This window comes from Pseudomonas sp. WS 5410 (assembly GCF_012985645.1).
Taxonomy (GTDB): domain Bacteria; phylum Pseudomonadota; class Gammaproteobacteria; order Pseudomonadales; family Pseudomonadaceae; genus Aquipseudomonas; species Aquipseudomonas shahriarae.
Map to the genome: position 1 here is coordinate 176,720 of NZ_JAAQWS010000003.1, position 21,279 is coordinate 197,998.

18 protein-coding genes and 1 tRNA gene are annotated in these 21,279 nt (G+C 61.7%); 11 read left to right on the forward strand and 8 right to left on the reverse strand.

Annotated elements, in window-relative coordinates; all coding sequences use genetic code 11:
• Positions 1 to 85: 85 nt before the first annotated feature.
• From gpmI to HBO24_RS06625, 4 genes are all read left to right on the forward strand, one after another.
• Positions 86 to 1,612 carry a 2,3-bisphosphoglycerate-independent phosphoglycerate mutase gene (gene gpmI / locus HBO24_RS06610; RefSeq protein WP_057958038.1) on the forward strand — a complete coding sequence of 509 codons (1,527 nt, stop codon included), beginning with the start codon at positions 86 to 88 and terminating at the stop codon, positions 1,610 to 1,612.
• 258 nt (positions 1,613 to 1,870) lie between these two features.
• Positions 1,871 to 3,157, forward strand: coding sequence for a murein hydrolase activator EnvC (locus HBO24_RS06615; protein WP_169959946.1), 1,287 nt, complete (start codon positions 1,871 to 1,873; stop codon positions 3,155 to 3,157).
• A 29-nt stretch (positions 3,158 to 3,186) separates the two neighbouring features.
• The gene (locus tag HBO24_RS06620) at positions 3,187 to 4,494 is read left to right on the forward strand and encodes a S41 family peptidase (protein WP_057958036.1); all 1,308 of its coding nucleotides are present in this window, start codon (positions 3,187 to 3,189) and stop codon (positions 4,492 to 4,494) included.
• A gap of 1 nt (position 4,495) precedes the next feature.
• Positions 4,496 to 5,269, forward strand: a complete 774-nt coding sequence (locus tag HBO24_RS06625) for a divergent polysaccharide deacetylase family protein (RefSeq protein ID WP_170059447.1) — start codon at positions 4,496 to 4,498, stop codon at positions 5,267 to 5,269.
• Between the two features lie 3 nt (positions 5,270 to 5,272).
• On the opposite strand, the gene HBO24_RS06630 is transcribed toward HBO24_RS06625, so the two are convergent.
• From HBO24_RS06630 to HBO24_RS06660, 7 genes are all read right to left on the reverse strand, one after another.
• Positions 5,273 to 6,028, reverse strand: a complete 756-nt coding sequence (locus HBO24_RS06630; protein WP_170059448.1) for an ABC transporter substrate-binding protein — start codon at positions 6,026 to 6,028, stop codon at positions 5,273 to 5,275.
• 66 nt (positions 6,029 to 6,094) lie between these two features.
• Positions 6,095 to 6,865, reverse strand: coding sequence for an imidazole glycerol phosphate synthase subunit HisF (gene hisF, locus HBO24_RS06635; RefSeq protein WP_003171107.1), 771 nt, complete (start codon positions 6,863 to 6,865; stop codon positions 6,095 to 6,097).
• A 9-nt stretch (positions 6,866 to 6,874) separates the two neighbouring features.
• Positions 6,875 to 7,612 carry a 1-(5-phosphoribosyl)-5-[(5-phosphoribosylamino)methylideneamino]imidazole-4-carboxamide isomerase gene (gene hisA / locus HBO24_RS06640; RefSeq protein WP_038445290.1) on the reverse strand — a complete coding sequence of 246 codons (738 nt, stop codon included), beginning with the start codon at positions 7,610 to 7,612 and terminating at the stop codon, positions 6,875 to 6,877.
• A gap of 39 nt (positions 7,613 to 7,651) precedes the next feature.
• Complete coding sequence (locus tag HBO24_RS06645) at positions 7,652 to 7,909, reverse strand: DUF2164 domain-containing protein (RefSeq protein WP_029295898.1); 258 nt, start codon at positions 7,907 to 7,909, stop codon at positions 7,652 to 7,654.
• On the reverse strand, positions 7,909 to 8,547 hold the full coding sequence (gene hisH, locus HBO24_RS06650) for an imidazole glycerol phosphate synthase subunit HisH (RefSeq protein WP_057437127.1): 639 nt from the start codon (positions 8,545 to 8,547) through the stop codon (positions 7,909 to 7,911). Before hisH ends, HBO24_RS06645 begins: the two co-directional genes overlap by 1 nt.
• The gene (hisB, locus tag HBO24_RS06655) at positions 8,547 to 9,140 is read right to left on the reverse strand and encodes an imidazoleglycerol-phosphate dehydratase HisB (protein WP_003218037.1); all 594 of its coding nucleotides are present in this window, start codon (positions 9,138 to 9,140) and stop codon (positions 8,547 to 8,549) included. The genes hisH and hisB overlap by 1 nt, the downstream gene beginning before the upstream one ends.
• Positions 9,141 to 9,394: 254 nt before the next feature.
• Positions 9,395 to 11,056, reverse strand: coding sequence for an OFA family MFS transporter (locus HBO24_RS06660; RefSeq protein ID WP_057958034.1), 1,662 nt, complete (start codon positions 11,054 to 11,056; stop codon positions 9,395 to 9,397).
• A gap of 296 nt (positions 11,057 to 11,352) precedes the next feature.
• Here HBO24_RS06660 and HBO24_RS06665 point away from each other — a divergent pair, with 296 nt between their 5' ends.
• The 6 genes from HBO24_RS06665 (at position 11,353) to HBO24_RS06690 (ending at position 18,338) form a co-directional block, all read left to right on the forward strand.
• The gene (locus tag HBO24_RS06665; protein WP_170059449.1) at positions 11,353 to 13,572 is read left to right on the forward strand and encodes an AsmA family protein; all 2,220 of its coding nucleotides are present in this window, start codon (positions 11,353 to 11,355) and stop codon (positions 13,570 to 13,572) included.
• The gene (gene mutY, locus HBO24_RS06670; protein WP_057958032.1) at positions 13,569 to 14,636 is read left to right on the forward strand and encodes an A/G-specific adenine glycosylase; all 1,068 of its coding nucleotides are present in this window, start codon (positions 13,569 to 13,571) and stop codon (positions 14,634 to 14,636) included. Before HBO24_RS06665 ends, mutY begins: the two co-directional genes overlap by 4 nt.
• Positions 14,633 to 14,905, forward strand: coding sequence for an oxidative damage protection protein (locus tag HBO24_RS06675; RefSeq protein ID WP_038445278.1), 273 nt, complete (start codon positions 14,633 to 14,635; stop codon positions 14,903 to 14,905). Before mutY ends, HBO24_RS06675 begins: the two co-directional genes overlap by 4 nt.
• A 103-nt stretch (positions 14,906 to 15,008) precedes the next feature.
• A tRNA-Phe gene (locus HBO24_RS06680) sits at positions 15,009 to 15,084 on the forward strand.
• 206 nt (positions 15,085 to 15,290) lie between these two features.
• On the forward strand, positions 15,291 to 15,959 hold the full coding sequence (locus HBO24_RS06685; RefSeq protein WP_057437122.1) for a hypothetical protein: 669 nt from the start codon (positions 15,291 to 15,293) through the stop codon (positions 15,957 to 15,959).
• Between the two features lie 303 nt (positions 15,960 to 16,262).
• On the forward strand, positions 16,263 to 18,338 hold the full coding sequence (locus HBO24_RS06690) for a TonB-dependent siderophore receptor (RefSeq protein WP_057437686.1): 2,076 nt from the start codon (positions 16,263 to 16,265) through the stop codon (positions 18,336 to 18,338).
• 29 nt (positions 18,339 to 18,367) lie between these two features.
• On the opposite strand, the gene HBO24_RS06695 is transcribed toward HBO24_RS06690, so the two are convergent.
• Positions 18,368 to 20,008, reverse strand: a complete 1,641-nt coding sequence (locus HBO24_RS06695; RefSeq protein ID WP_170059450.1) for a glycosyltransferase family 39 protein — start codon at positions 20,006 to 20,008, stop codon at positions 18,368 to 18,370.
• Positions 20,009 to 20,330: 322 nt separating this feature from the next.
• Here HBO24_RS06695 and HBO24_RS06700 point away from each other — a divergent pair, with 322 nt between their 5' ends.
• The gene (locus HBO24_RS06700) at positions 20,331 to 21,239 is read left to right on the forward strand and encodes an alpha/beta fold hydrolase (protein WP_120731284.1); all 909 of its coding nucleotides are present in this window, start codon (positions 20,331 to 20,333) and stop codon (positions 21,237 to 21,239) included.
• Positions 21,240 to 21,279: the final 40 nt, after the last annotated feature.

Genomic DNA, 21,279 nt, shown 5'->3' on the forward strand with positions numbered 1-21,279 from the left:
TAAAGCGGTGACGGCATCGGAACTTCGCTTTAAACTGCCACTCCCTTTTCAATCGCCTTCCTTTAATAACGCCGCGAGAGGATCTATGACTACCACGCCTAAACCTTTGGTCCTGATGATTCTCGATGGCTTCGGTCACAGTGAAAACCCCCACGACAACGCCGTATTCGCGGCGAACAAGCCGGTACTGGACCGCCTGTGCGCCAGCGTACCCAATGGCCTGATCTCCGGATCGGGCATGGACGTCGGCCTGCCGGACGGCCAGATGGGCAACTCCGAAGTCGGCCATATGAACCTGGGCGCCGGACGAGTGGTATATCAGGACTTCACCCGTGTGACCAAAGCCATCCGCGATGGCGAGTTCTTCGAGAACCCGACCATCTGCGCCGCGGTGGATAAAGCCGTTGCCGCCGGCAAGGCCGTGCACTTCATGGGCCTGCTGTCCGACGGTGGCGTACACAGCCACCAGGATCATCTGGTGGCCATGGCCGAACTGGCCTTTAAGCGCGGTGCCGAGAAGATCTACCTGCACGCCTTCCTCGATGGCCGCGATACCCCGCCCAAAAGCGCGCAATCGTCCATCGAACTGCTGGACGCGACCTTCGCCGCCCTCGGCAAGGGCCGTATCGCCAGCCTGGTCGGCCGCTACTTCGCCATGGACCGCGACAACCGCTGGGACCGCGTGTCCCAGGCCTACAACCTGATCGTCGACGGCAACGCCGAATTCAACGCTGCCACCGCCCAGCAAGGCCTGGAAGCCGCCTACGCCCGTGGCGAAAGCGATGAGTTCGTCAAGGCCACCACCATCGGCGAGCCGGTGAAGGTCGAAGATGGCGACGCCGTGGTGTTCATGAACTTCCGCGCCGACCGTGCCCGCGAGTTGAGCCATGTGTTCGTCGATGAGGGTTTCAAAGACTTCGAGCGCGCCCGCCGCCCGCAGGTCGAATTCGTGATGCTCACCCAATACGCCGCCAACATCCCGGCCCCGTCGGCCTTCGCCCCGGGCAGCCTGGAAAACGTGCTGGGTGATTACCTGGCGAAGAACGGCAAGACCCAGCTGCGCATCGCTGAGACCGAGAAATACGCCCACGTCACGTTCTTTTTCTCCGGTGGCCGCGAAGAACCGTTCCCCGGCGAAGAGCGCATCCTGATCCCGTCGCCGAAAGTCGCCACCTACGACCTGCAGCCGGAAATGAGCGCACCGCAAGTTACCGATAAAATTGTCGACGCCATCGAACACCAGCGTTATGACGTGATCGTGGTCAACTACGCCAACGGCGACATGGTCGGCCACAGCGGCAACCTGCAAGCAGCAATCAAGGCCGTGGAATGCCTGGACCTGTGCGTAGGCCGGATCGTCGAGGCCCTGGAGAAGGTCGGCGGCGAAGCGCTGATCACCGCTGACCACGGCAACTGCGAGCAGATGTCCGACGAATCCACTGGCCAGGCCCACACAGCCCACACCACCGAGCCAGTGCCGTTCATTTATGTCGGCAAACGCGACTTCAAGGTGCGCGAAGGCGGCGTGCTGGCGGACGTGGCACCGACCATGCTCATGCTGATGGGCCTGGAGAAGCCTGCCGAGATGACCGGCACCTCGATTCTGGTCTGACTTTCAAACCCACCACCAAACGATGTGGGAGCGGGCTTGCCCGCGATAGCGACGGATCGGCCGACATTGCTATGGCCGACACAGCGCAATCGCGGGCAAGCCCGCTCCCACATGGGTAAGTGGCGTTTTTGAAGGTGGCTTTTAGCCACACCCCCGCCACTCGGCACCTAACTTGCCCGCCAGCCTGAATTGGGCGTTTTTTTTGCAGCGTGGGGCGGGCATACTAGGCCGTCCCTTTCCCTGGTGTCGCCCGCCTCTATGCTTCGCGCCTTGATTACCCTTGCTCTTGTCTGCGTGCTCCAACCGGCCTTGGCCGACGAACGTGCGCAAACCCAACAACAGTTGGACGCTACGCGTCAGGACATTACCGAGCTGAAAAAACTGCTCGGCAAGCTCCAGGAAGAAAAATCCGGGGTGCAGAAAGACCTGCGCGGCACGGAAACCGAAATGGGCAAGCTGGAGAAGCAGGTCCAGGAGCTGCAAAAAGAATTAAAGAAGAGCGAGTCGGAACTGGAGCGACTCGACGGTGAGAAAAAAAAACTCCAGAGCGCGCGCGTTGAACAGCAACGCCTGATCGCGATCCAGGCCCGTGCCGCCTACCAGAACGGCCGCCAGGAATACCTCAAGCTGCTGCTCAACCAGCAGAACCCGGAAAAATTCGCCCGCACCCTGACCTACTACGATTACCTGAGCACCGCGCGCCTGGAGCAACTCAAGAGTTTCAACGAGACCCTACGCCAGTTGGCCAACGTCGAGCAGGAAATCGCTGACCAGCAAAGCCAACTGCTGGCCCAGAAGAGCAGCCTGGACACCCAGCGCGACGAACTGGACAAAGTGCGCAAGGAGCGCCAGCAGGCCCTGGCCAAGCTCAACAACGACGTAAAAGCCCGTGATGCCAAGTTGCAGGCGCGTCAGCAGGACCAGGCCGACCTGGCCAAAGTACTCAAAACCATCGAGGAAACCCTGGCACGCCAGGCCCGCGAGGCCGAAGAAGCGCGGCAGAAAGCGCTGATCGCCCAGCAGGAAGCAGAAAAAAAGCGCCAGCGTGAAGCCGAGGCGCTCGCCAGCGACGCCCCGCGTAAACCGGCGCGCGCAGCACCCGGCCCGCTGGTTTCCAGTGCCGGCGAATCGTTTGGCGGGCCTTTTGCTACTGCCCGAGGCAAACTTCCATGGCCAGTTGATGGTCGACTACTGGCACGCTTTGGTGAAACCCGTGGCGATGACACCCGTACTAAGTGGGACGGCGTGATGATCAGCGCCTCTGCGGGCAGCCAGGTGCACGCCGTCCACGGCGGGCGCGTGGTGTTCGCCGATTGGCTGCGCGGCGCCGGGTTGCTGGTGATTCTTGACCACGGCAATGGCTATTTGAGCCTGTACGGCCACAATCAGACGTTACTCAAGGCCGCAGGTGATGTTGTAAAAGCCGGTGAATCCATCTCCACTGTCGGTAACAGTGGTGGCCAGGACACCCCGGCGCTGTACTTTGCTATTCGTCAGCAGGGCCGCCCGAGCGACCCTGCACAATGGTGTCGCGCCCAAGGATAGGCCGCACCTACATTAGGAGTTCGTTCGACATGCTGCATTTGTCCCGCCTCACTTCGCTGGCCCTGACGATCGCCCTGGTGATCGGCGCGCCTATGGCATTCGCCGACCAGACCGCACCGTCTGCCATGGCCGCGACCACCAAGGCACCGCTGCCGCTGGACGAATTGCGCACCTTTGCCGAGGTCATGGACCGGATCAAGGCCGCCTATGTCGAACCCGTGGACGACAAGACCCTGCTGGAAAACGCCATCAAAGGCATGCTCAGCAACCTCGACCCGCACTCTGCCTACCTGGGCCCGGAAGATTTCGCCGAGCTGCAGGAAAGCACCAGCGGCGAATTCGGTGGCCTGGGCATCGAAGTCGGCGCCGAGGACGGCATCATCAAGGTGGTGTCGCCAATCGACGACACCCCGGCGTCCAAGGCCGGCATCCAGGCCGGCGACCTGATCGTCAAGATCAACGGCCAGCCGACCCGTGGCCAGACCATGACCGAAGCCGTCGACAAGATGCGCGGCAAGGTCGGCCAGAAAATCACCCTGACCCTGGTGCGCGACGGCGGCAGCCCGTTTGACGTGACCCTGACCCGCGCCACCATCGTGGTCAAGAGCGTGAAGAGCCAGTTGCTGGAGTCTGGCTACGGCTATATCCGCATCACCCAGTTCCAGGTCAAGACCGGCGACGAAGTGGCCAAGGCCCTGGCCAAGCTGCGCAAGGACAACGGCAAGAAGCTCAACGGCATCGTCCTGGACCTGCGCAACAACCCCGGCGGCGTGCTGCAATCAGCGGTGGAAGTGGTCGACCACTTCATCACCAAAGGCTTGATCGTGTACACCAAGGGCCGCATTGCCAACTCCGAGCTGCGCTTCTCGGCCACCGGCAAGGACCTCAGCGAAAACGTACCGCTGGCGGTGCTGATCAACGGCGGCAGCGCCTCGGCCTCGGAAATCGTCGCCGGCGCCCTGCAAGACCAGAAACGCGGCGTACTGATGGGCACCACCAGCTTCGGCAAGGGCTCGGTGCAAACCGTGCTGCCGCTGAACAACGAGCGGGCGCTGAAGATCACCACGGCGTTGTACTACACGCCTAATGGTCGCTCGATCCAGGCCCAGGGCATCGTGCCGGATATCGAGGTGCGTCGGGCCAAGATCACCAACGAAAGCGACAACGAGTACTTCAAGGAAGCCGACCTGCAAGGTCACCTGGGCAATGGCAACGGCGGCGCCGACCAGCCAACCGGCAGCGGCCCGAAAGCCAAGCCGATGCCACAGGACGACGATTACCAACTGGCCCAGGCGTTGAGCCTGCTCAAGGGCTTGAGCATTACGCGCAGCCGTTGATATGCGTTTTGCGCTAATCCTTGCAATGTTGTGCAGCCTGGCCGGAGTCGCCCAAGCGACGCCGGCCGACAAGCCCCACAAAGCCTACCTCACGCTTATCATCGACGACCTTGGGCAAAACCTGCCCAGGGATCGTCGTGTGCTGGCCCTGCCCGGCCCGGTGACGGCGGCAATCATGCCCGACACGCCCCACGCCGCTGAAGTCGCCCGCGAGGCCCACCGCGCCGGCAAGATCGTGATTCTGCACATGCCCATGGACCCGGCCACCGGCCCCTTCGCCTGGCACCCCGAGCTGCCCATCGAAGAACTGGGCAAGCGCCTGGATGCGGCGCTCAAGGCCGTGCCCTACACCGCCGGCATCAACAACCACATGGGCAGCCGCATGACCGCCGAGCCTGGTGCCATGGCGTGGTTGATGGGCGAGTTGCAGCGTCGGCACAAGTTTTTCGTCGACAGCCGGACCAGCGCCAAGACCGTGGCGGCCGCCGAGGCTCAGAAAATCAACCTGGCCCACGTCTCACGGGATGTATTTCTGGATGACGAGCGGACCGAAGCGGCCATCGCCACGCAGTTGCAGACGGCTATCAAGCTGGCCCACAAACAGGGCTCGGCGGTGATGATCGGCCATCCTTATCCACAGACCCTGGCGGTGCTGGAGCGCGAACTGCCCAAGCTCAAGGCCCAGGGTATCGAGTGGATTGATATCAAGCTGATGATCAGTGTGCGCAGCAATCGGGCGATGGCTGGGCACGGCAAAGATGGGGTTTACCGCTGAAACCTACAGATAGCGCGCCATGATCTGATCCACCACACCGTCCTTGCGTAGCTGGTCCAGCGCCACCTGCAGCTTGGCCACCACCTCATCCGGCACCTCCTTGTTCAGCGCCAGATACAACTGGGCGCTATTGAAGCGCAGCACCGTCTTGAGCCCGGAAACCCCCACCTGGCGCGCCAGATAGCGCCCGGCCGGGTCGCCGGTGGCCCAGAGGTCAATCTGCCCCTCCATCAGCTTTTGCGCATTGTCCTGGTCGCGCAGCACGATGATCGGCTTGAGCCCGCGCTTTTCCAGGGTCTGGGCAATGGCATCGCCTTTGTAGGCACCAATCTTGTAGCTACGGGCGTGCTCAAGGTCGGTCAGCTGGATCTTGCTGTCAGCCTTGGCCAGCAGCACCCAGTCATCCGGGCCGATGGGGCCGACCCACTTGAACAGCGCTTCGCGGTCCGACAGGCGCGCCATGACGAACACGCCGTAGCCTGGTTTTTCCAGGGCGAGCTTATAGATCCGCTCCCAAGGGAAGCGCAGCGTGAGGTTGTAGGAAATGCCAGCCTGCTTGAAAGTCTCGCGGACAATGTCCACCGCAATGCCTTCGATGTTCTCGTCCTTGGCGAAGTTCTTGCCGTTTTTCGCCATGTTGTAGGGCGGAAAGTTTTCCGTCAGCAGCACCAGAGAAGTGCCAGACGGCTCAGCGGCATTGGCCGAACCCGCCAACAGAATGGAAGAGCTGGCGAGGGCAAGCAGCAGGTCTTTGAGCATGTAGGGGTACCGGAATCCATGGCAGGCCCCAGAGTGCCGCGAGCCTGCCATGGTGTCCAGTGACGTTTAGCGGACGACGATTCCGCGTGCTGCCATGTAGGCCTTTGCCTCAGGCACGGTGTATTCGCCAAAGTGGAAAATACTCGCCGCCAGCACCGCGCTGGCGTGGCCTTCGATAACGCCGTCGGCCAGGTGTTGCAGGTTGCCCACACCACCGGACGCAATCACTGGAATGCCCAGTGCGTCACTGATGGCGCGGGTCACGCCCAGGTCAAAGCCGTTTTTCATGCCGTCCTGATCCATGCTGGTCAGCAGGATTTCACCGGCGCCCAGGCCTTCCATCTTCATCGCCCACTCCACCGCATCCAGGCCGGTCGGCTTGCGCCCGCCGTGGGTGAAGATCTCCCAGCGCGGGGTTTCACCCGGGCCGGAGACTTTCTTGGCGTCGATGGCGACGACGATGCATTGCGAACCGAAGTGCTGTGCGGCTTCGCCGACAAACTCCGGGTTGAACACCGCGGCCGTGTTGATCGAGACCTTGTCCGCACCCGCGTTAAGCAGGTTACGAATATCCTGCACGGTGCGTACGCCACCGCCCACGGTCAGCGGGATAAACACCTGGCTGGCCATGCGCTCGACGGTATGCAGCGTGGTATCGCGGCCGTCGACGCTGGCGGTGATGTCGAGAAAGGTAATCTCGTCGGCACCCTGCTCATCGTAGCGACGGGCGATTTCCACCGGGTCGCCGGCGTCACGGATGTTCTCGAACTTGACGCCCTTGACCACCCGACCGTTGTCGACGTCCAGGCAAGGGATGATGCGTTTGGCCAGCGCCATGGTCAGTCCTCAGCCTTTGTAGGCATCGCAGTAAGCCTGGGCTTCGGCAACGTCCAGGGTGCCTTCGTAGATCGCCCGGCCGGTGATGGCGCCGATGATCCCCGGCGCCTTGGCGTCCAGCAGCGACTTGATATCGCCCAGGTTGTGGATACCGCCGGAAGCAATCACCGGGATCTTGGTGGCGGCCGCCAGCGCAGCGGTAAACGGTACGTTGCAGCCCTGCATCATGCCGTCTTTGGCGATGTCGGTATAAACGATGGCGGACACACCGTCGGCCTCGAACTGCTTGGCCAGGTCGATCACCTGCACGGTGCTGATTTGCGCCCAGCCGTCTGTAGCGACGAAACCATCCTTGGCGTCCAGGCCCACGATGACCTTGCCCGGAAACGCGCGGCAGGCTTCGGCGACGAAGGCCGGGTCTTTCACCGCCTTGGTGCCGATGATCACGTAGCTGACGCCCGCCTTGACGTAGTGCTCGATGGTTTCCAGGGAGCGGATACCGCCACCGATCTGGATCGGCAGGTTCGGGTAGCGCTTGGCGATGGCCGTCACCACTTCGCCATTGACCGGTTGGCCTTCAAAGGCGCCGTTCAAGTCCACCAGATGCAGGCGACGGCAGCCACCCTCCACCCACTTGGCAGCCATGCTCACCGGGTCATCGGAAAACACCGTGGAATCTTCCATGCGGCCCTGGCGCAGACGTACACAAGCGCCGTCCTTGAGATCGATAGCGGGAATAATCAGCATCTGGCAAACCTTATTCGATATTCAGCATTGCTCGGAAAATCAGGGTTTTTCGAGCGCCCACAAGTCGCTTTCGATGCTTTCGAACCTTTCTTTAAGGTGCGTCTGCACATCGAAAATCGCCCTGTTGTAATAGTGCGGAGCAATTTCAGTGGTGAACAGCTCGAGGATCTCAGCCACCTCGAACGACCCGAGACGGAGCTCGAAGCGATCTTCCATGAAACGCTTGATCTTGTCGGTCGCCTCACTCTCCTGCTGGGGAGTGAGATTGAGGATCGGTGGCTTGATCTTCTTGGCCATTACCAGCGCCCGTCCCAACTGGCGAAGTTCTGCAACAGTTGCAGGCCATGGGTATGGCTTTTCTCCGGGTGGAACTGCACGGCAAAGCGCGAACCTTCGGCCAGCGCTGCGGCGAAATCGACGCCGTAGTGCCCGCCACCCACCACCTGGCGCGGGTTACCGGCGGCGATGTAGTAGCTGTGGACGAAGTAGAAACGCGCCATGTCCGGGATGTCATGCCACAGCGGATGATCGACGGTGCGGCGCACTTCGTTCCAGCCCATGTGCGGGACTTTCAGATGCTCGCCGTCTTCGTGCAGATCCTTGCCGAAAAACTTCACCGCGCCTGGGAACAGGCCGATGCAGTCGACGCCGCCGTTCTCTTCACTGCGGTCGAGCAAGGCTTGCATGCCCACGCAGATCCCGAGGAACGGCCGGTCCTGGCTGACTTCGCGCACCAGGCTGTCAAAGCCCAGGCGGCGGATTTCGGCCATGCAGTCGCGAATCGCGCCCACACCGGGGAACACCACACGGTCGGCTTCGCGGATCACCTGCGCATCGCTGGTGATCAGCACCTTGCCGGCACCGACGTGCTCGAGGGCCTTGGCCACCGAATGCAGGTTACCCATGCCGTAGTCGATAACCGCGACCGTCTGCATTACAGAACGCCCTTGGTCGACGGCATTTGCCCGGCCATGCGGTCATCAAGCTCCACGGCCATGCGCAGGGCGCGGCCGAAAGCCTTGAACACGGTTTCGATCTGGTGGTGGGTGTTGGTGCCACGCAGGTTGTCGATGTGCAGGCTGACCAGAGCGTGGTTGACGAAGCCCTGGAAGAATTCCTGGAACAGGTCCACGTCAAAGCCACCCACCGTGGCGCGGGTGTAAGGCACGTGCATCTGCAGGCCTGGGCGGCCCGAGAAGTCGATGACCACACGCGACAGCGCCTCGTCCAGCGGGACATAGGCATGGCCGTAACGGCGGATGCCCTTTTTGTCGCCGATGGCCTTGGCAAACGCCTGGCCGAGGGTGATACCGACATCCTCCACGGTGTGGTGGTCGTCGATATGCAGGTCACCCTTGCTGACGATATCCAGGTCGATCAGCCCATGACGGGCGATTTGATCCAGCATGTGCTCAAGAAAAGGAACACCGATATCAAATCGGGCCTTTCCGGTGCCATCCAGGTTGATCGAGGCTTTGATCTGGGTTTCCAGAGTGTCGCGCTCGACGGACGCCTTACGTTCGGCCATCACCAGCTCCGCAAAATCATTGGGCGAAAAAGGTGGCCATTATAGGGGCTGCGGGCGCTAAACAGAAACATCGAAGGGGATAAGACTGACGGCCTGTCGGGCATAGACATGTCAGTACAAGTGCGGGAGCTGGCGTGTGTGGGAGCTGGCTTGCCTGCGATGCAGACGCCTGCGTACTACAGATACACCGAGCGGGTTCTATCGCGGGCAAGCCCGGCTCCCACTGGAACCGGGCCCACACGGGTTATGCGGTGTTAGTGGAACAGCACTGCAGTCTTCTGCAAGGTCACCCACACGCCCCACGCCAGCGGAATACCCACCACCAGCCACGCAGCAATCGCCAATGGCACGGTGCCGGAAGCGGCTTTCCACTCCAGGGAAGTGCTGGCATCGGCGCCCTTGTCATGGCCCAGCGCCTGTTCGGCTGCCAGTTCGGCGTCGGTCATGAAGTACTTGTCGGCCACCGGACGCACCAGCAGGTTGCAGATAAAGCCCAGCACCAGCAGGCCGGCGAGGATGTACAAGGTGATGTCATAGGCCGCAGCGCGCTCGACGCCAATGCTCAGCTGATACTCACGCAGGTAGTTGACCAGCACCGGGCCCAGCACGCCGGCTGCCGCCCAGGCAGTCAGCAGGCGACCGTGGATCGCACCGACCATTTGCGTACCGAACAGGTCCGCCAGGTATGCCGGCACGGTCGCGAAGCCGCCGCCGTACATCGACAGGATGATGCAGAACGCCGCCACGAACAGCGAGACGTTGCCCAGGTGGCCGAGGTTCGGGATCAGCGCATACAGGGCAAAGCCCAGGGCGAAGAACACGAAGTAGGTGTTTTTACGGCCCAGGTAGTCAGAAAACGACGCCCAGAAGAACCGCCCACCAATGTTGAACAGGCTCAACAACCCGGTGAAACCGGCGGCGATGGCTGCGATGGAGGCCAGTTGCCCGGCATCCAGTTGGCCAAATGGCACATCCACACCCAGCAACTTGCCACCAAACACTTCCTGCAACAGCGGCGACGCCATGCCGAGAATGCCGATACCGGCCGATACGTTCAGGCACAGCACCAGCCATACCAGGCGAAATTGCGGGGTTTTCCAGGCCACGTTCACGTGCACATGGCGATGGGTAATCATCGCGTTGCTGGCTTTTTTCGCCGGCGCGGTCCAGCCCTCAGGCTTCCAGCCGGTCGGCGGGACGCGGTAGGACAAGGCGCCGCCGATCATGAACACGAAGTAGATCGCGGCCATCACCAGGAAGCTCTGCCATACACCCACGCCCGTCGGCGAAGCGAAGTGGCCCATCAGTGCCGCTGCCAGGGGGGCGCCGACCATCGCACCACCACCAAAGCCCATGATCGCCATGCCGGTGGCCATGCCGCGCTTGTCCGGGAACCACTTGATCAGGGTCGAGACCGGCGAGATATAGCCCAGGCCAAGGCCGATACCGCCGATGACCCCGGAGCCGAGCCACATCAGCCAGATCTGGTGGGTATAGATTCCCAGCGCCGAGATCAGCAGGCCACCACACCAGCACAGTGCCGAGACCACACCGGCCTTGCGCGGCCCGGCGTGTTCCAGCCAGCCGCCCCAGATCGCTGCCGAGCAGCCCAGGAAGATGAAGAACAGGGTGTAGATCCAGCCCAGCATGGAGATCGGCCAGTCGCAGGACGACGAGAAGATCTGCGCGATAAAGCTCATGTCCGGCGCGCACGCGACCGGTGCGGTGACGCCCAGCGCCTTGGACAGTGGCAGCCAGAACACCGAAAAGCCGTAGGCCATGCCGATGCACAAGTGGATAGCCAGGGCGGCCGGCGGAACCAGCCAGCGGTTAAACCCTGGCTTGGCGATGATGCGTTCCTTGGACAGGAACGCAGGCTGCGCAGCAGGAATGCCGGCCGCAGTGCTAGTGTTCATTGGTGTTTCCCCCAGTTGTTGGTCTGTGTTCGCCAGGCGCTCTCCTCCTCGGCCTTTGCACGCAATGCGTGGCCGTTTTGTCGAGTGAAGCTCCCTGTAAGCGCGACGTTTCGTCGCAGAAGGCGGGCGAACGCGCAAAGATTAGCATTTGGCGCCGCGAGAAAAACCAAACTGACACTACCTTTTTCGGCTCATCTGTTTTGTTTGACACTATGTAACGATGCGTAAACAGCCGCAGGTCCAGCGGCGTTATACTCTGCGGCTAAATTTTGAAATCGACATACAAGGACTCGCCCATGAAAGCGTTCGGCAAAATCCTGGGTCTGGTACTTCTCGGGCTGTTACTGATCATTGTGGCTCTGGGCTTTGCCCTGACCCACCTCTTCGATCCCAACGACTACAAAGACGAGATTCGCCAGATTGCCCGCGACAAGGCCCACATCGAGCTGACGCTCAATGGCGATATCGGCTGGAGCCTGTTCCCGTGGCTGGGCCTGGAGTTGCATGAAGCCAGCGTGGCCACCCTGAGCAATCCTGCCCAGCCGTTTGCCGATCTGCAGATGCTCGGCCTGTCGGTACGGGTACTGCCGCTGCTGCGTCGTGAAGTGCAGATGAGCGATGTGCGCGTCGAGGGCCTGAACCTGCGCCTCAACCGCGACAAGCAAGGCCACGGCAACTGGGAAGATATCGGCAAGGCACCGCCCGTTGCAGCCACCGGCACCGCCGAGGCACCCGTGACGACTGCGCCAACCACGGCGCCAGCGCCGGACAAACCGGCTCAGCCGATCCGCCTGGATATCGACAGCCTGACGGTCAACAACGCCCGCATCGAGTACAACGACGAGCAGACCGGCAAGCAATTCAGCGCCGAGAGCATTCAGTTGAGCACCGGTGCCGTGCATGAAGGCGCGAGCATCCCGGTCAAGCTCACTGCCTTCTTCGGCAGCAACCAGCCAGTGATGCGGGTCAAGAGCGAACTCAGCGGCGAACTGCGTTTTGATCGCGCCCTCAAGCGCTATCAGTTCGAAGACATGAAAGTCGCAGGCGAAGCCACCGGCGAGCCGCTGCAAGGCAAGACCGTGACCTTTGCCACCCAGGGCCAGTTGCTGGTGGACCTGTCGGCGAACATTGCCGAGTGGACCGGCCTCAAGCTGTCGCTCAACCAACTGCGGGCACTGGGCGAAGTAAAGGTCAACGACCTGGATAAAACCCCACAGATCAGCGGCGCCCTGTCGATTGCCCAGTTTGACCTGGCCAAGTTCCTCGACAGCGTCGGCCAGCCCCTGCCGGCCATGGCCCCAGGTAGCCTGAGCAAAGTCGAACTGGTCAGCCGCCTGCAAGGCACGCCGTCGAGCATGGCCCTGGAAGACCTCAATTTGAAAGTCGACGGCAGCACCTTTACCGGGCGCCTGGCGGTGGAGGACTTTGCCAAGCAATCCCTGCGCGTGCAGCTCAAGGGCGACACGTTCAATGCCGACCATTACCTGCCCGCCAAGTCCGAAGCCGCCAACAGCGCCGCCGTCGCACGCCAGGCCGAAGTGCAAAGCAGCGAAGCCGGAGCCATGGCCGCCGGTGGCACCACGCCGTTGCCGGACGCGCCGACCAAAGGCGCCTGGAGCACCGACAAGCTGCTGCCCCTGGCGCGCCTGCGCAGCCTGGACGTGATTGCCGACCTGTCCTTCGGCCAACTGACCCTGAGCCAGTTGCCCATCGAGAATGCAGCCCTCAAGGCCTCCGGCCAGGGTGGCCAGTTCAAGCTCGACACCTTGAGCGGTGGCCTCTATAACGGCACGTTCCAGGCCAACGGCAGCCTCGATGTACGGGAAGATGTGCCGGTGCTGGCGCTGCAGACCAAAATCAAGCAAGTACCGGTCGAGCGCATCCTGCAAGCCCAGGGGCAAACCCCGCCGGTCAAGGGCCAGATCACCCTCGACAGCAACCTGAACGGGCGTGGCAACAGCCAGAAAGCGCTGATCGACAGCCTCAACGGCACCGCCAGCTTTGTGATCAACAATGGCGTGCTGCTCAATGCCAACCTTGAGCAACAGCTGTGCACGGGTATCGCCCTGCTCAACCGCAAGACCTTGGCCACCACACCGCGCAGCAAGGACACACCGTTCCAGGAACTCAAGGGCAACCTGACCTTCCGTAACGGCGTGGCGAGCAACCCGGACCTGAAAGTGCGCATCCCCGGCCTGACCGTCAACGGCAATGGCGACGTGGACCTGCGTGTACTGGGCATGGACTACCGCGTGGGCATCATCGTCGAGGGCGACAAGCGCGACATGCCGGACCCGGCCTGCCAGGTCGGCTCGAACTTCCAGGGTATCGAAGTGCCGCTGCGCTGCCGTGGCCCGCTGGAACTGGGCGCCAAAGCCTGCCGCCTGGACAAGGATGGCCTGGGCCAGGTGGCCGCCAAGATGGCGGGCAACAAGCTCAGCGAGAAACTTGAAGAGAAGCTCGACAAGGTCAATCCCAAGCTCAAAGACGCCCTCAAAGGTTTGTTTAACCGATGAGAAACGAGCAATTTTCAGCGGCCGTGCTCGACTGGTACGACCGTCACGGTCGCCATGACTTGCCCTGGCAACAGGGCATCACCCCGTATCGGGTGTGGGTCTCGGAGATCATGCTGCAACAGACCCAGGTCAGCACCGTGCTCAATTACTTCGACCGCTTCATGGCTTCGCTGCCAACGGTCGAGGCCCTGGCGGCCGCGCCGGAAGATGAAGTACTGCACCTGTGGACCGGGCTGGGCTACTACACCCGGGCGCGCAACCTGCAGAAGACTGCCAAGATCGTGGTGGCCGAATACGGCGGCGAGTTTCCCCGCGATGTAGAGAAACTCACCGAACTGCCGGGCATCGGCCTGTCCACCGCCGGTGCCATCGCCAGCCTGAGCATGGGCCTGCGCGCACCGATCCTCGACGGTAACGTCAAGCGCGTGCTGGCACGTTTTACTGCCCAGGAGGGCTATCCGGGCGAGCCCAAGGTGGCCAAGCAGCTGTGGGCCACTGCCGAGCGCTTTACCCCCCACGACCGCGTCAATGCCTACACCCAGGCCATGATGGACATGGGCGCCACCCTCTGCACCCGCAGCAAGCCCAGTTGCCTGCTGTGCCCCCTGGAAAAGGGCTGCGAGGCGCACATGCTGGGCCTGGAAACCCGCTACCCGATCCCCAAGCCGCGCAAGACCATCCCGCAAAAGCGCACGCTGATGCCAATGCTGGCCAACCAGGAGGGCGCGATCCTGCTTTACCGTCGCCCCTCTACGGGCCTGTGGGGCGGGCTGTGGAGCTTGCCGGAGCTGGACGACCTGAACGACCTGGAACACCTGGCCAACCAGCACTCACTGGCGCTGGGCAAGCATCAGGCGCTACCTGGGCTGGTCCACACCTTCAGCCACTTCCAGCTGGCTATCGAACCCTGGCTGGTGCAGGTCGAGGAATCGGCCCATCACGTGGCCGAGGCCGACTGGCTCTGGTATAACCTCGCCACCCCGCCGCGCCTGGGCCTTGCCGCCCCGGTGAAAAAACTGCTGAAGCGCGCGGCCGACGTATTGAACGCAGGAGTTTCGTCATGACCCGCACCATCATCTGCCGCAAGTATCACGAAGAACTGCCAGCCCTGGAGCGTGCCCCATTCCCGGGCGCCAAGGGCCAGGACATTTTCGACCACGTCTCCGCCAAGGCCTGGGCCGACTGGCAGAAGCACCAGACCCTGCTGATCAACGAAAAACGCCTGAACATGATGAACGCCGAAGACCGCAAATATCTGCAGGGCGAGATGGACAAGTACTTTTCCGGCGAGGATTACGCCAAGGCCGACGGCTACGTGCCGCCTGCTCAATAATTGAGCAAAAACCGGGGTTGGCACGTAAGCGACGGTAATAATTAAATATTTTTTGAAAACTTGCTTGACGACCCCCTGAAAAACCCGTTTAATGCGCCCCGTTGCCCAGATAGCTCAGTCGGTAGAGCAGGGGATTGAAAATCCCCGTGTCGGCGGTTCGATTCCGTCTCTGGGCACCACTTATTAGTTTCAGGTGGTGCAAAAATCATCTGAAACACCCAAGAAACCCGCCTAGTGCGGGTTTTTTGTTGCCTGCGATTTAGTACGCCAGCGCCCCTCTGGTTACTTTTAGGTTAACGCCAAGCCTTGCTGGCACCTGATGTGTTATTTATTTCCCTGCTCAACCGTCTAGCCTTAATCCAATCTTCAACAAGGTAGTTACGTCATGACCCGGTACTTGTTATGCACGCTGTTAATGCTGACAGCGCTGCTCAGCGGATGCGCTACTACGATGGACGTCGCGATCAACGCAACCCCTGACCCGGACTATCACTTTGACCGACAGGCGACGGTGCTGGTGACGTCGGTCGGCGGCAATGCCGAGAACGCGCTCAATGCCCGCTACTACCTGCGCGATATGGTCAGCGCCATGAAGGACCAGGGGTTTCGCGAGGTGTATACCGACGTGTCCCTGCCCAAGAACCGCACGCCGAAAATCACGATCACCCTCGACATCGACAGTCACCAGGTGACCTACCGCTATACCGCCACCGAGTATGGGCAGGTGCCAACCAGCACCTCCACCGTGTGCAAGAACAGCAAGAAAAAAAGCGACCAGATGATCTGCACCAGCACGCCGAACACCACCTATGGCCCGGTAGGCAGCTCGGAGCGCACCGGCTACACCACCCTCACCACCTTCACCGCCACGGCCCGGGATGAAGCGAGCAAACGCGCGGTGTACCTGCTGCGGGTAACGTCCTACAACGAGGACTGCCAGGCCGCCAAGGTCGAAGCCTTCCTGGTGCAGCAGGGCCTGCAGAACCTGAACTTCCAGGATCGCGTGCAGCGCAACTACACCGTCACGATGCCCGAGGGGTATCGCTGCAAATAGTTCGTCGCCCCCTTCCAGGTAGTTCAGGACGAATGTCACTTCGCAGCCCTGCCTGACTGCCAGCCTTGATTGCCCCTCACCGCTCAGGGCGACCCCACTCGGTCGCCCGCATCGAACACCCCCGCCAAAAAGCCAGGCTCGACTGAAGCTCATGGTTGCTAATAGCAATTATTATCATTTAAGCTGGCGCGCAAAATCCCCCCCTGCCCCACTAACAATAATCAAGGAGCTGCGATGCCCTCTGCACGCGAGTCAGGTTCATGGTTGAAGGCGTTTGGCCTTGCCCCCTTCGGATTCGCTTCGATGCTTGTCCCGGTCGCAGACGCGGCCGAGAAAACAGGCCAGCTCGAACTGCCCAGCCAAAGTATTACGGCAACTGCCTCAGAAGAAACGGCCGACGGCCCGGTCAAAGGCTACGTCGCCAAGCGCAGTACAACGGGGGCCAAGACCGACACCCCCATCACTGAGATCCCCCAGTCGATTTCCGTCATCAGCGCCGACCGCATGCGCGATCAGGGCGCGCTGACCGTGCAAGACGCATTGCGTTATGTTTCCGGGGTGCGGGCCGAGACCTTCGGGCTCGATAGCCGCGGAGACTGGTCGAAAGTGCGAGGCAGCTCGCCGGCCCTGTTCCTTGATGGTTTACAGCAGAGCTTCGGCACTTACACCAACGTGCGCACCGACCCCTTCACCCTGGAACGCCTTGAAGTGCTCAAGGGTCCTGCGTCGATGCTGTATGGGCAAAGCCCGGTGGGCGGCCTGATCAACCAGGTCAGCAAACGCCCCAAAGCCGAACAGCACACCGAACTGCAACTGCAATACGGCAATTACAACCGCAAGCAGGTCGCCGTCGACACCACCGGCGCTCTGAACCCGCAAGGCACGCTGCTGTACCGGCTGGTGGCGATCCAGCGCGACAGCGACACCCAGGTTGATCATGTCAAAGACAACCGCCAGGTGCTGATGCCATCGCTGACCTGGCGCCCCAACGAAGATATCGACTGGACCGTCATGGCCAACATCCAGCGCGATGACAGCGGCTCCACCACGCAGTTCTTCCCACACAAAGGTACCGTCTGGAATGCGCCATATGGCCGAATCCACAGCAACCGGTTCGCCAGCGAGCCAGGGTTCGACGAATACGACAGTGACCAGACAGCCCTGACGTCGCAATTCTCGTGGCACCTAAATGACACATGGACGCTGCGCCAGAACCTGCGCTGGCAGAAAAGCAAAGTCAGCTACCAGTCGATTTATGCGAAATTCGCAAGAAACCCACCGTTTAACGCCGATAACCAGACCCTCGACCGTGTCTATTACGTTTCCAAACCAGAGGTCAAAGTCTGGGTTGCCGACCAAAACGCCGAGGCCCGATTTGACACCGGCCCGCTACAGCACACGCTGCTGCTGGGGGGCGACTACCAGCATGCGGTCTCCAACCGGGAAGGTGCCAGCGGTAACGCAACACCACTGAACGTGTACGAACCGGTGTATGGCACCTTTGATCCCTCGGTCATTCGCCTCACCGCAGACCCGGAACAACGGGTCATGCAACAAGGGCTGTATGCCCAGGACCAGATCAAATACGAACAGTGGCTGCTGACCCTCGGCCTGCGCAAGGATTGGGCCGCCAGCCAAACCCAAGGCAGCGCCCGGCAAAAGGACGACAAGGTGACCGGCCGCGCAGGCCTGACCTACCTGTTCGACAACGGCATAGCGCCCTACTTGAGCTACAGCGAATCATTCCAGCCCCAAATCGGCCTCAACCGGCGAACGCTGGAGCCCTATGTACCGCTCAAGGGCAAACAGTGGGAGCTGGGGGTGAAATATCAGCCGGTTGGCAGCAACAGTCTCTACACCGCAGCGGTGTATGACATTCGCGAGCAGAACCGCCGCATGCCCGACCCCCTGGATGCGATGAACACCCTGCAAAGTGGTGAAACCCGCGCCCGTGGCCTGGAGCTCGAAGCGCTGGTGACGGTCACGCCCGACTGGGACCTGATTGGCACCTACAGCTACACCGACACCACCGTCATCAAGGGCGCGCCCGCCGAGCAAGGCAAACGCCTGTCCAGCGTTCCAGAAAACATGGCCTCGGTATGGAGCCAACATCGGTTCAGCATCGGCGACATTTCCGGGTTCAGTGTCGGTGCCGGTATTCGCTATGTGGGAACCAGCTGGGATGGCGCCGACCGCCTGAAAACGCCGTCTTCTACCCTGGTGGATGCGATGCTCGGGTACCGCTACCAGAACTGGAACCTGACGCTCAACGCGACCAACCTTGAAGACAAGACCTACTACACCACATGCCTGGCGCGAGGCGACTGCTTTATCGGCAACCGTCGTACGCTCGTCGGTACGCTGGCCTACAACTTTTGATTGAGTTGTAAATCCACGGCGGCGGCTGATCATGGCACCCGGAACACCAGCAACGGGTTGTCATTAAGCCGCCCATTGAAAGCCGGTACCAGATGCTGCAGCGGCGTGCCCTGCAGCAGTTCGGTTTCCTTGCGCGCGACAATCACCCAGGACGAGCGCGGCAGTGCGTTCAGGCGCGCAAGGTCATCGCGCCCGATAAACAGCGGCTGCTCGTCATGATCCAGGTTCATGATGTAGCGAATGGCCCAGGTGTCCTTGCCAAGGTTGAGAAACACCAGCGGCCCAGGGTGCTCGGCCCGCAGGGTTTCCACCGCACCCACAAAGTTTTTGGTGTCGAATTGCAGATCCTTGGCCGGCTCCACGACCGTCACCAGCACCAGCCATTGGGTGGCCAGCGCGATCAGGCTGAGCACCACCAGTCGCGCCCCCACACGGCTGCGCCAGCGACGCCAGGCCACCACCGCCGCCAACTGCAGGGCGATCAGCAGCGCAATCAACCCCGGCACTGAAACATCAGGCCAGTAACCGTGTTTGCTCCACAACTGGCGGCAGACCAAGACCACGACAACCCCCAGCAGCGGCAGGATCGCCACCAGCCACGCATAACCCCGACGCACCCCAAGCAACCAACCCCGGGCCTGAAGCAGCCCATAAGCCGCCACCGCGGCAAACATCGGGACCATCGGCAGGATGTAGTAGGCACGCTTGAAGTTCGGCACCGACAACCCCAGCAGGATCATCAGGCCACAGCCGCCCAGGCGCAGCATCAGCCGCACATCGGCATCATCATTGCGCGCCGACCAGGTGTGGCGCAGGGCAATCAACGTCGCCAGCGCCAGCGGGATCACCGGGAAATAGCGATACAGGCTCAGCTTGAAGTAGAAGTAGAACGGCTCGCCGCTTTCATCCAGGCGACCGGCCACCTGCATCTTCATCACCTCGTCGGCAAAAGCATCACCCCCGCTGATCCGCGCCAGCTTCAGCAACACCCACCCACAGGCAAGGAGCAGGACCAGGCCGATCACGCCGTGAGCAAGTACCTTTTTCAGCAAGCCAATCTTCTCTTCCCGCGTGCGGGCAGGCCCCAGCGCCCAGTACACACAAGCAACCCCACAGACCTCGATCAAGCCCAAAGGGCCACGCATGGCAAACGCCGCCACGAACAAGGGAAAGATTGCGTATTGGCGCAGCCGCGAGCCCAGGCGCTCGCCGGTGTGCAGCAAGTAGAAACAGCCCAGGCACAGCAGGGAGACCATCTGATCCAGGCAGACTGAGCGCGACTTCTCCAGCCATTGCGCGGTCAATGCCGTCAGCACTACCGTCAGCAACGCCCAGGTCCGGCCGCAGGGCACCAGCAAGCGGTAGATCAGGGCCACGACCCCAGCCGACGCCAGAGCGGTGGGCAACACGTTAGCCAGGTCGTTAGGCGCACTGAACAGCCGGGCAAAGAGCAGGCTGAAATAGGTCGCCGTGCCCGGATAATCCGGGTAAGGCTCACCGTAGGTGGTGGGGAAGAGGCTCGCGCCGTGGCGAAACATCTCCTGCATAAACACCGCCCAACGCCCGTCAAACCCTTGCGGCGACTGATCCCAGATGCCCAGGGTAAATAACAACAAGGCCACCAGGAAAACACCCAGGGCCTCCACACGAAAACGGTTGCGGTGTTCCATGGTTTAACCTGCCAGGGCGGGGGAGATGCTGGCGTATATTGCCGGCAGCACGGCTGAATCACGCCTGAACCGAATGCAACATTTACCTGTACACACCTGTGGCGAGCGGGCTTGCCCGCGCTGGGCTGCATGGCTGTCCCATTTTTTGGGGCCGCTGCGCGACCCAACGCGGGCAAGCCCGCTCGCCACAACCGCCGTTTTTACGGGATTGGCTGGCAGGTATTGCGCGCCTTTGGCTGACGATTTTGTTAGTGTCAGCCTCCAATAAAAACTGCGCACGGGTCGTCAACCCCCATCGAAAGCGCATGGATCGAGGCCAGTGATGAACCTGCCCAGCCGCCCGCACCCCGAGACATTCCACGAGCCCGCCGCCGACCACTACCCCATCGGCGGCTTCACCTGGCGCCATATCCGCAGCGATATCGAACGCCCAGTGGTGATCATCAACGCCGCCACCTCAGTGCGCTGCCGCCACTATTCGCGCTTTGCCGAGTACCTGTTTGCCAAGGGTTTCGATGTCATCACCTACGACTATCGCGGCATCGGCGAGTCGCGCAGTGGCTCGTTGCGTGGGTTCAAGGCATCGTGGTCAGACTGGGGCCGGCTGGATTTCGAGGCCATCCTGCGACGGGCGCAACGCGAGTTTGCCGGGCAGCCCATTGATGTAGTCGGCCACAGCTTTGGCGGCTGCGCGGCCGGGCTTGGGGCGTCGGGCGCCGCGATCAGGCGCCTGGTGACGGTGGGCGCGCAGTTCGCCTACTGGCGTGACTATCAAGCGAGCGGGCGCTGGCGGATGTTTGCCAAGTGGCACCTGGTGATGCCGCTGGTGACTGCCGTGTGCGGGTATTTCCCGGGCAAGCGCCTGGGCTGGCTGGAAGACACGCCCGCCGGTGTGGTGCGGGACTGGAGCACACCCACCCCCACCTACGAGACACGCCCCAGCGGGCGGGCCTTGGACGAGTTGCCTTTTGCCCGGGTGCAGGCACAGATCCTGGCGATCAGCATCAGCGACGACCCGTTTGGCACCGTGCCCGCCATTGAGCGTCTGCTGAATTACTTCCAGGCCAGCGAGCGCACGCATTTGCGTATCGCGCCGGGGGATATTGGCGAAGAGGTCGTCGGGCATTTCGCGTTTTTCCGCAGTGAATATCAGGATCGGTTGTGGCCGATTGCACTGGCGTGGCTGCAGCACGGCCAACTGGCGCCCGACACACCGGGCACCCGGCTGTAGAAACCCTTGGGATTTCGCCAGACCTGCGCTTCAATACGCC

Bases quoted from the DNA above. Each gene is read 5' to 3' on its own strand.
- HBO24_RS06615 (WP_169959946.1), top strand. From the start codon at position 1,871: ATGCTTCGCGCCTTGATTACCCTTGCTCTTGTCTGCGTGCTCCAACCG.
- HBO24_RS06695 (WP_170059450.1), bottom strand. From the start codon at position 20,008: ATGGAACACCGCAACCGTTTTCGTGTGGAGGCCCTGGGTGTTTTCCTG.
- hisH (WP_057437127.1), bottom strand. From the start codon at position 8,547: ATGCAGACGGTCGCGGTTATCGACTACGGCATGGGTAACCTGCATTCG.
- hisB (WP_003218037.1), bottom strand. From the start codon at position 9,140: ATGGCCGAACGTAAGGCGTCCGTCGAGCGCGACACTCTGGAAACCCAG.
- HBO24_RS06645 (WP_029295898.1), bottom strand. From the start codon at position 7,909: ATGGCCAAGAAGATCAAGCCACCGATCCTCAATCTCACTCCCCAGCAG.
- HBO24_RS06625 (WP_170059447.1), top strand. From the start codon at position 4,496: ATGCGTTTTGCGCTAATCCTTGCAATGTTGTGCAGCCTGGCCGGAGTC.
- HBO24_RS06630 (WP_170059448.1), bottom strand. From the start codon at position 6,028: ATGCTCAAAGACCTGCTGCTTGCCCTCGCCAGCTCTTCCATTCTGTTG.
- mutY (WP_057958032.1), top strand. From the start codon at position 13,569: ATGAGAAACGAGCAATTTTCAGCGGCCGTGCTCGACTGGTACGACCGT.
- HBO24_RS06660 (WP_057958034.1), bottom strand. From the start codon at position 11,056: ATGAACACTAGCACTGCGGCCGGCATTCCTGCTGCGCAGCCTGCGTTC.
- HBO24_RS06685 (WP_057437122.1), top strand. From the start codon at position 15,291: ATGACCCGGTACTTGTTATGCACGCTGTTAATGCTGACAGCGCTGCTC.
- gpmI (WP_057958038.1), top strand. From the start codon at position 86: ATGACTACCACGCCTAAACCTTTGGTCCTGATGATTCTCGATGGCTTC.
- HBO24_RS06700 (WP_120731284.1), top strand. From the start codon at position 20,331: ATGAACCTGCCCAGCCGCCCGCACCCCGAGACATTCCACGAGCCCGCC.
- hisA (WP_038445290.1), bottom strand. From the start codon at position 7,612: ATGCTGATTATTCCCGCTATCGATCTCAAGGACGGCGCTTGTGTACGT.
- HBO24_RS06665 (WP_170059449.1), top strand. From the start codon at position 11,353: ATGAAAGCGTTCGGCAAAATCCTGGGTCTGGTACTTCTCGGGCTGTTA.
- HBO24_RS06690 (WP_057437686.1), top strand. From the start codon at position 16,263: ATGCTTGTCCCGGTCGCAGACGCGGCCGAGAAAACAGGCCAGCTCGAA.
- HBO24_RS06620 (WP_057958036.1), top strand. From the start codon at position 3,187: ATGCTGCATTTGTCCCGCCTCACTTCGCTGGCCCTGACGATCGCCCTG.
- HBO24_RS06675 (WP_038445278.1), top strand. From the start codon at position 14,633: ATGACCCGCACCATCATCTGCCGCAAGTATCACGAAGAACTGCCAGCC.
- hisF (WP_003171107.1), bottom strand. From the start codon at position 6,865: ATGGCGCTGGCCAAACGCATCATCCCTTGCCTGGACGTCGACAACGGT.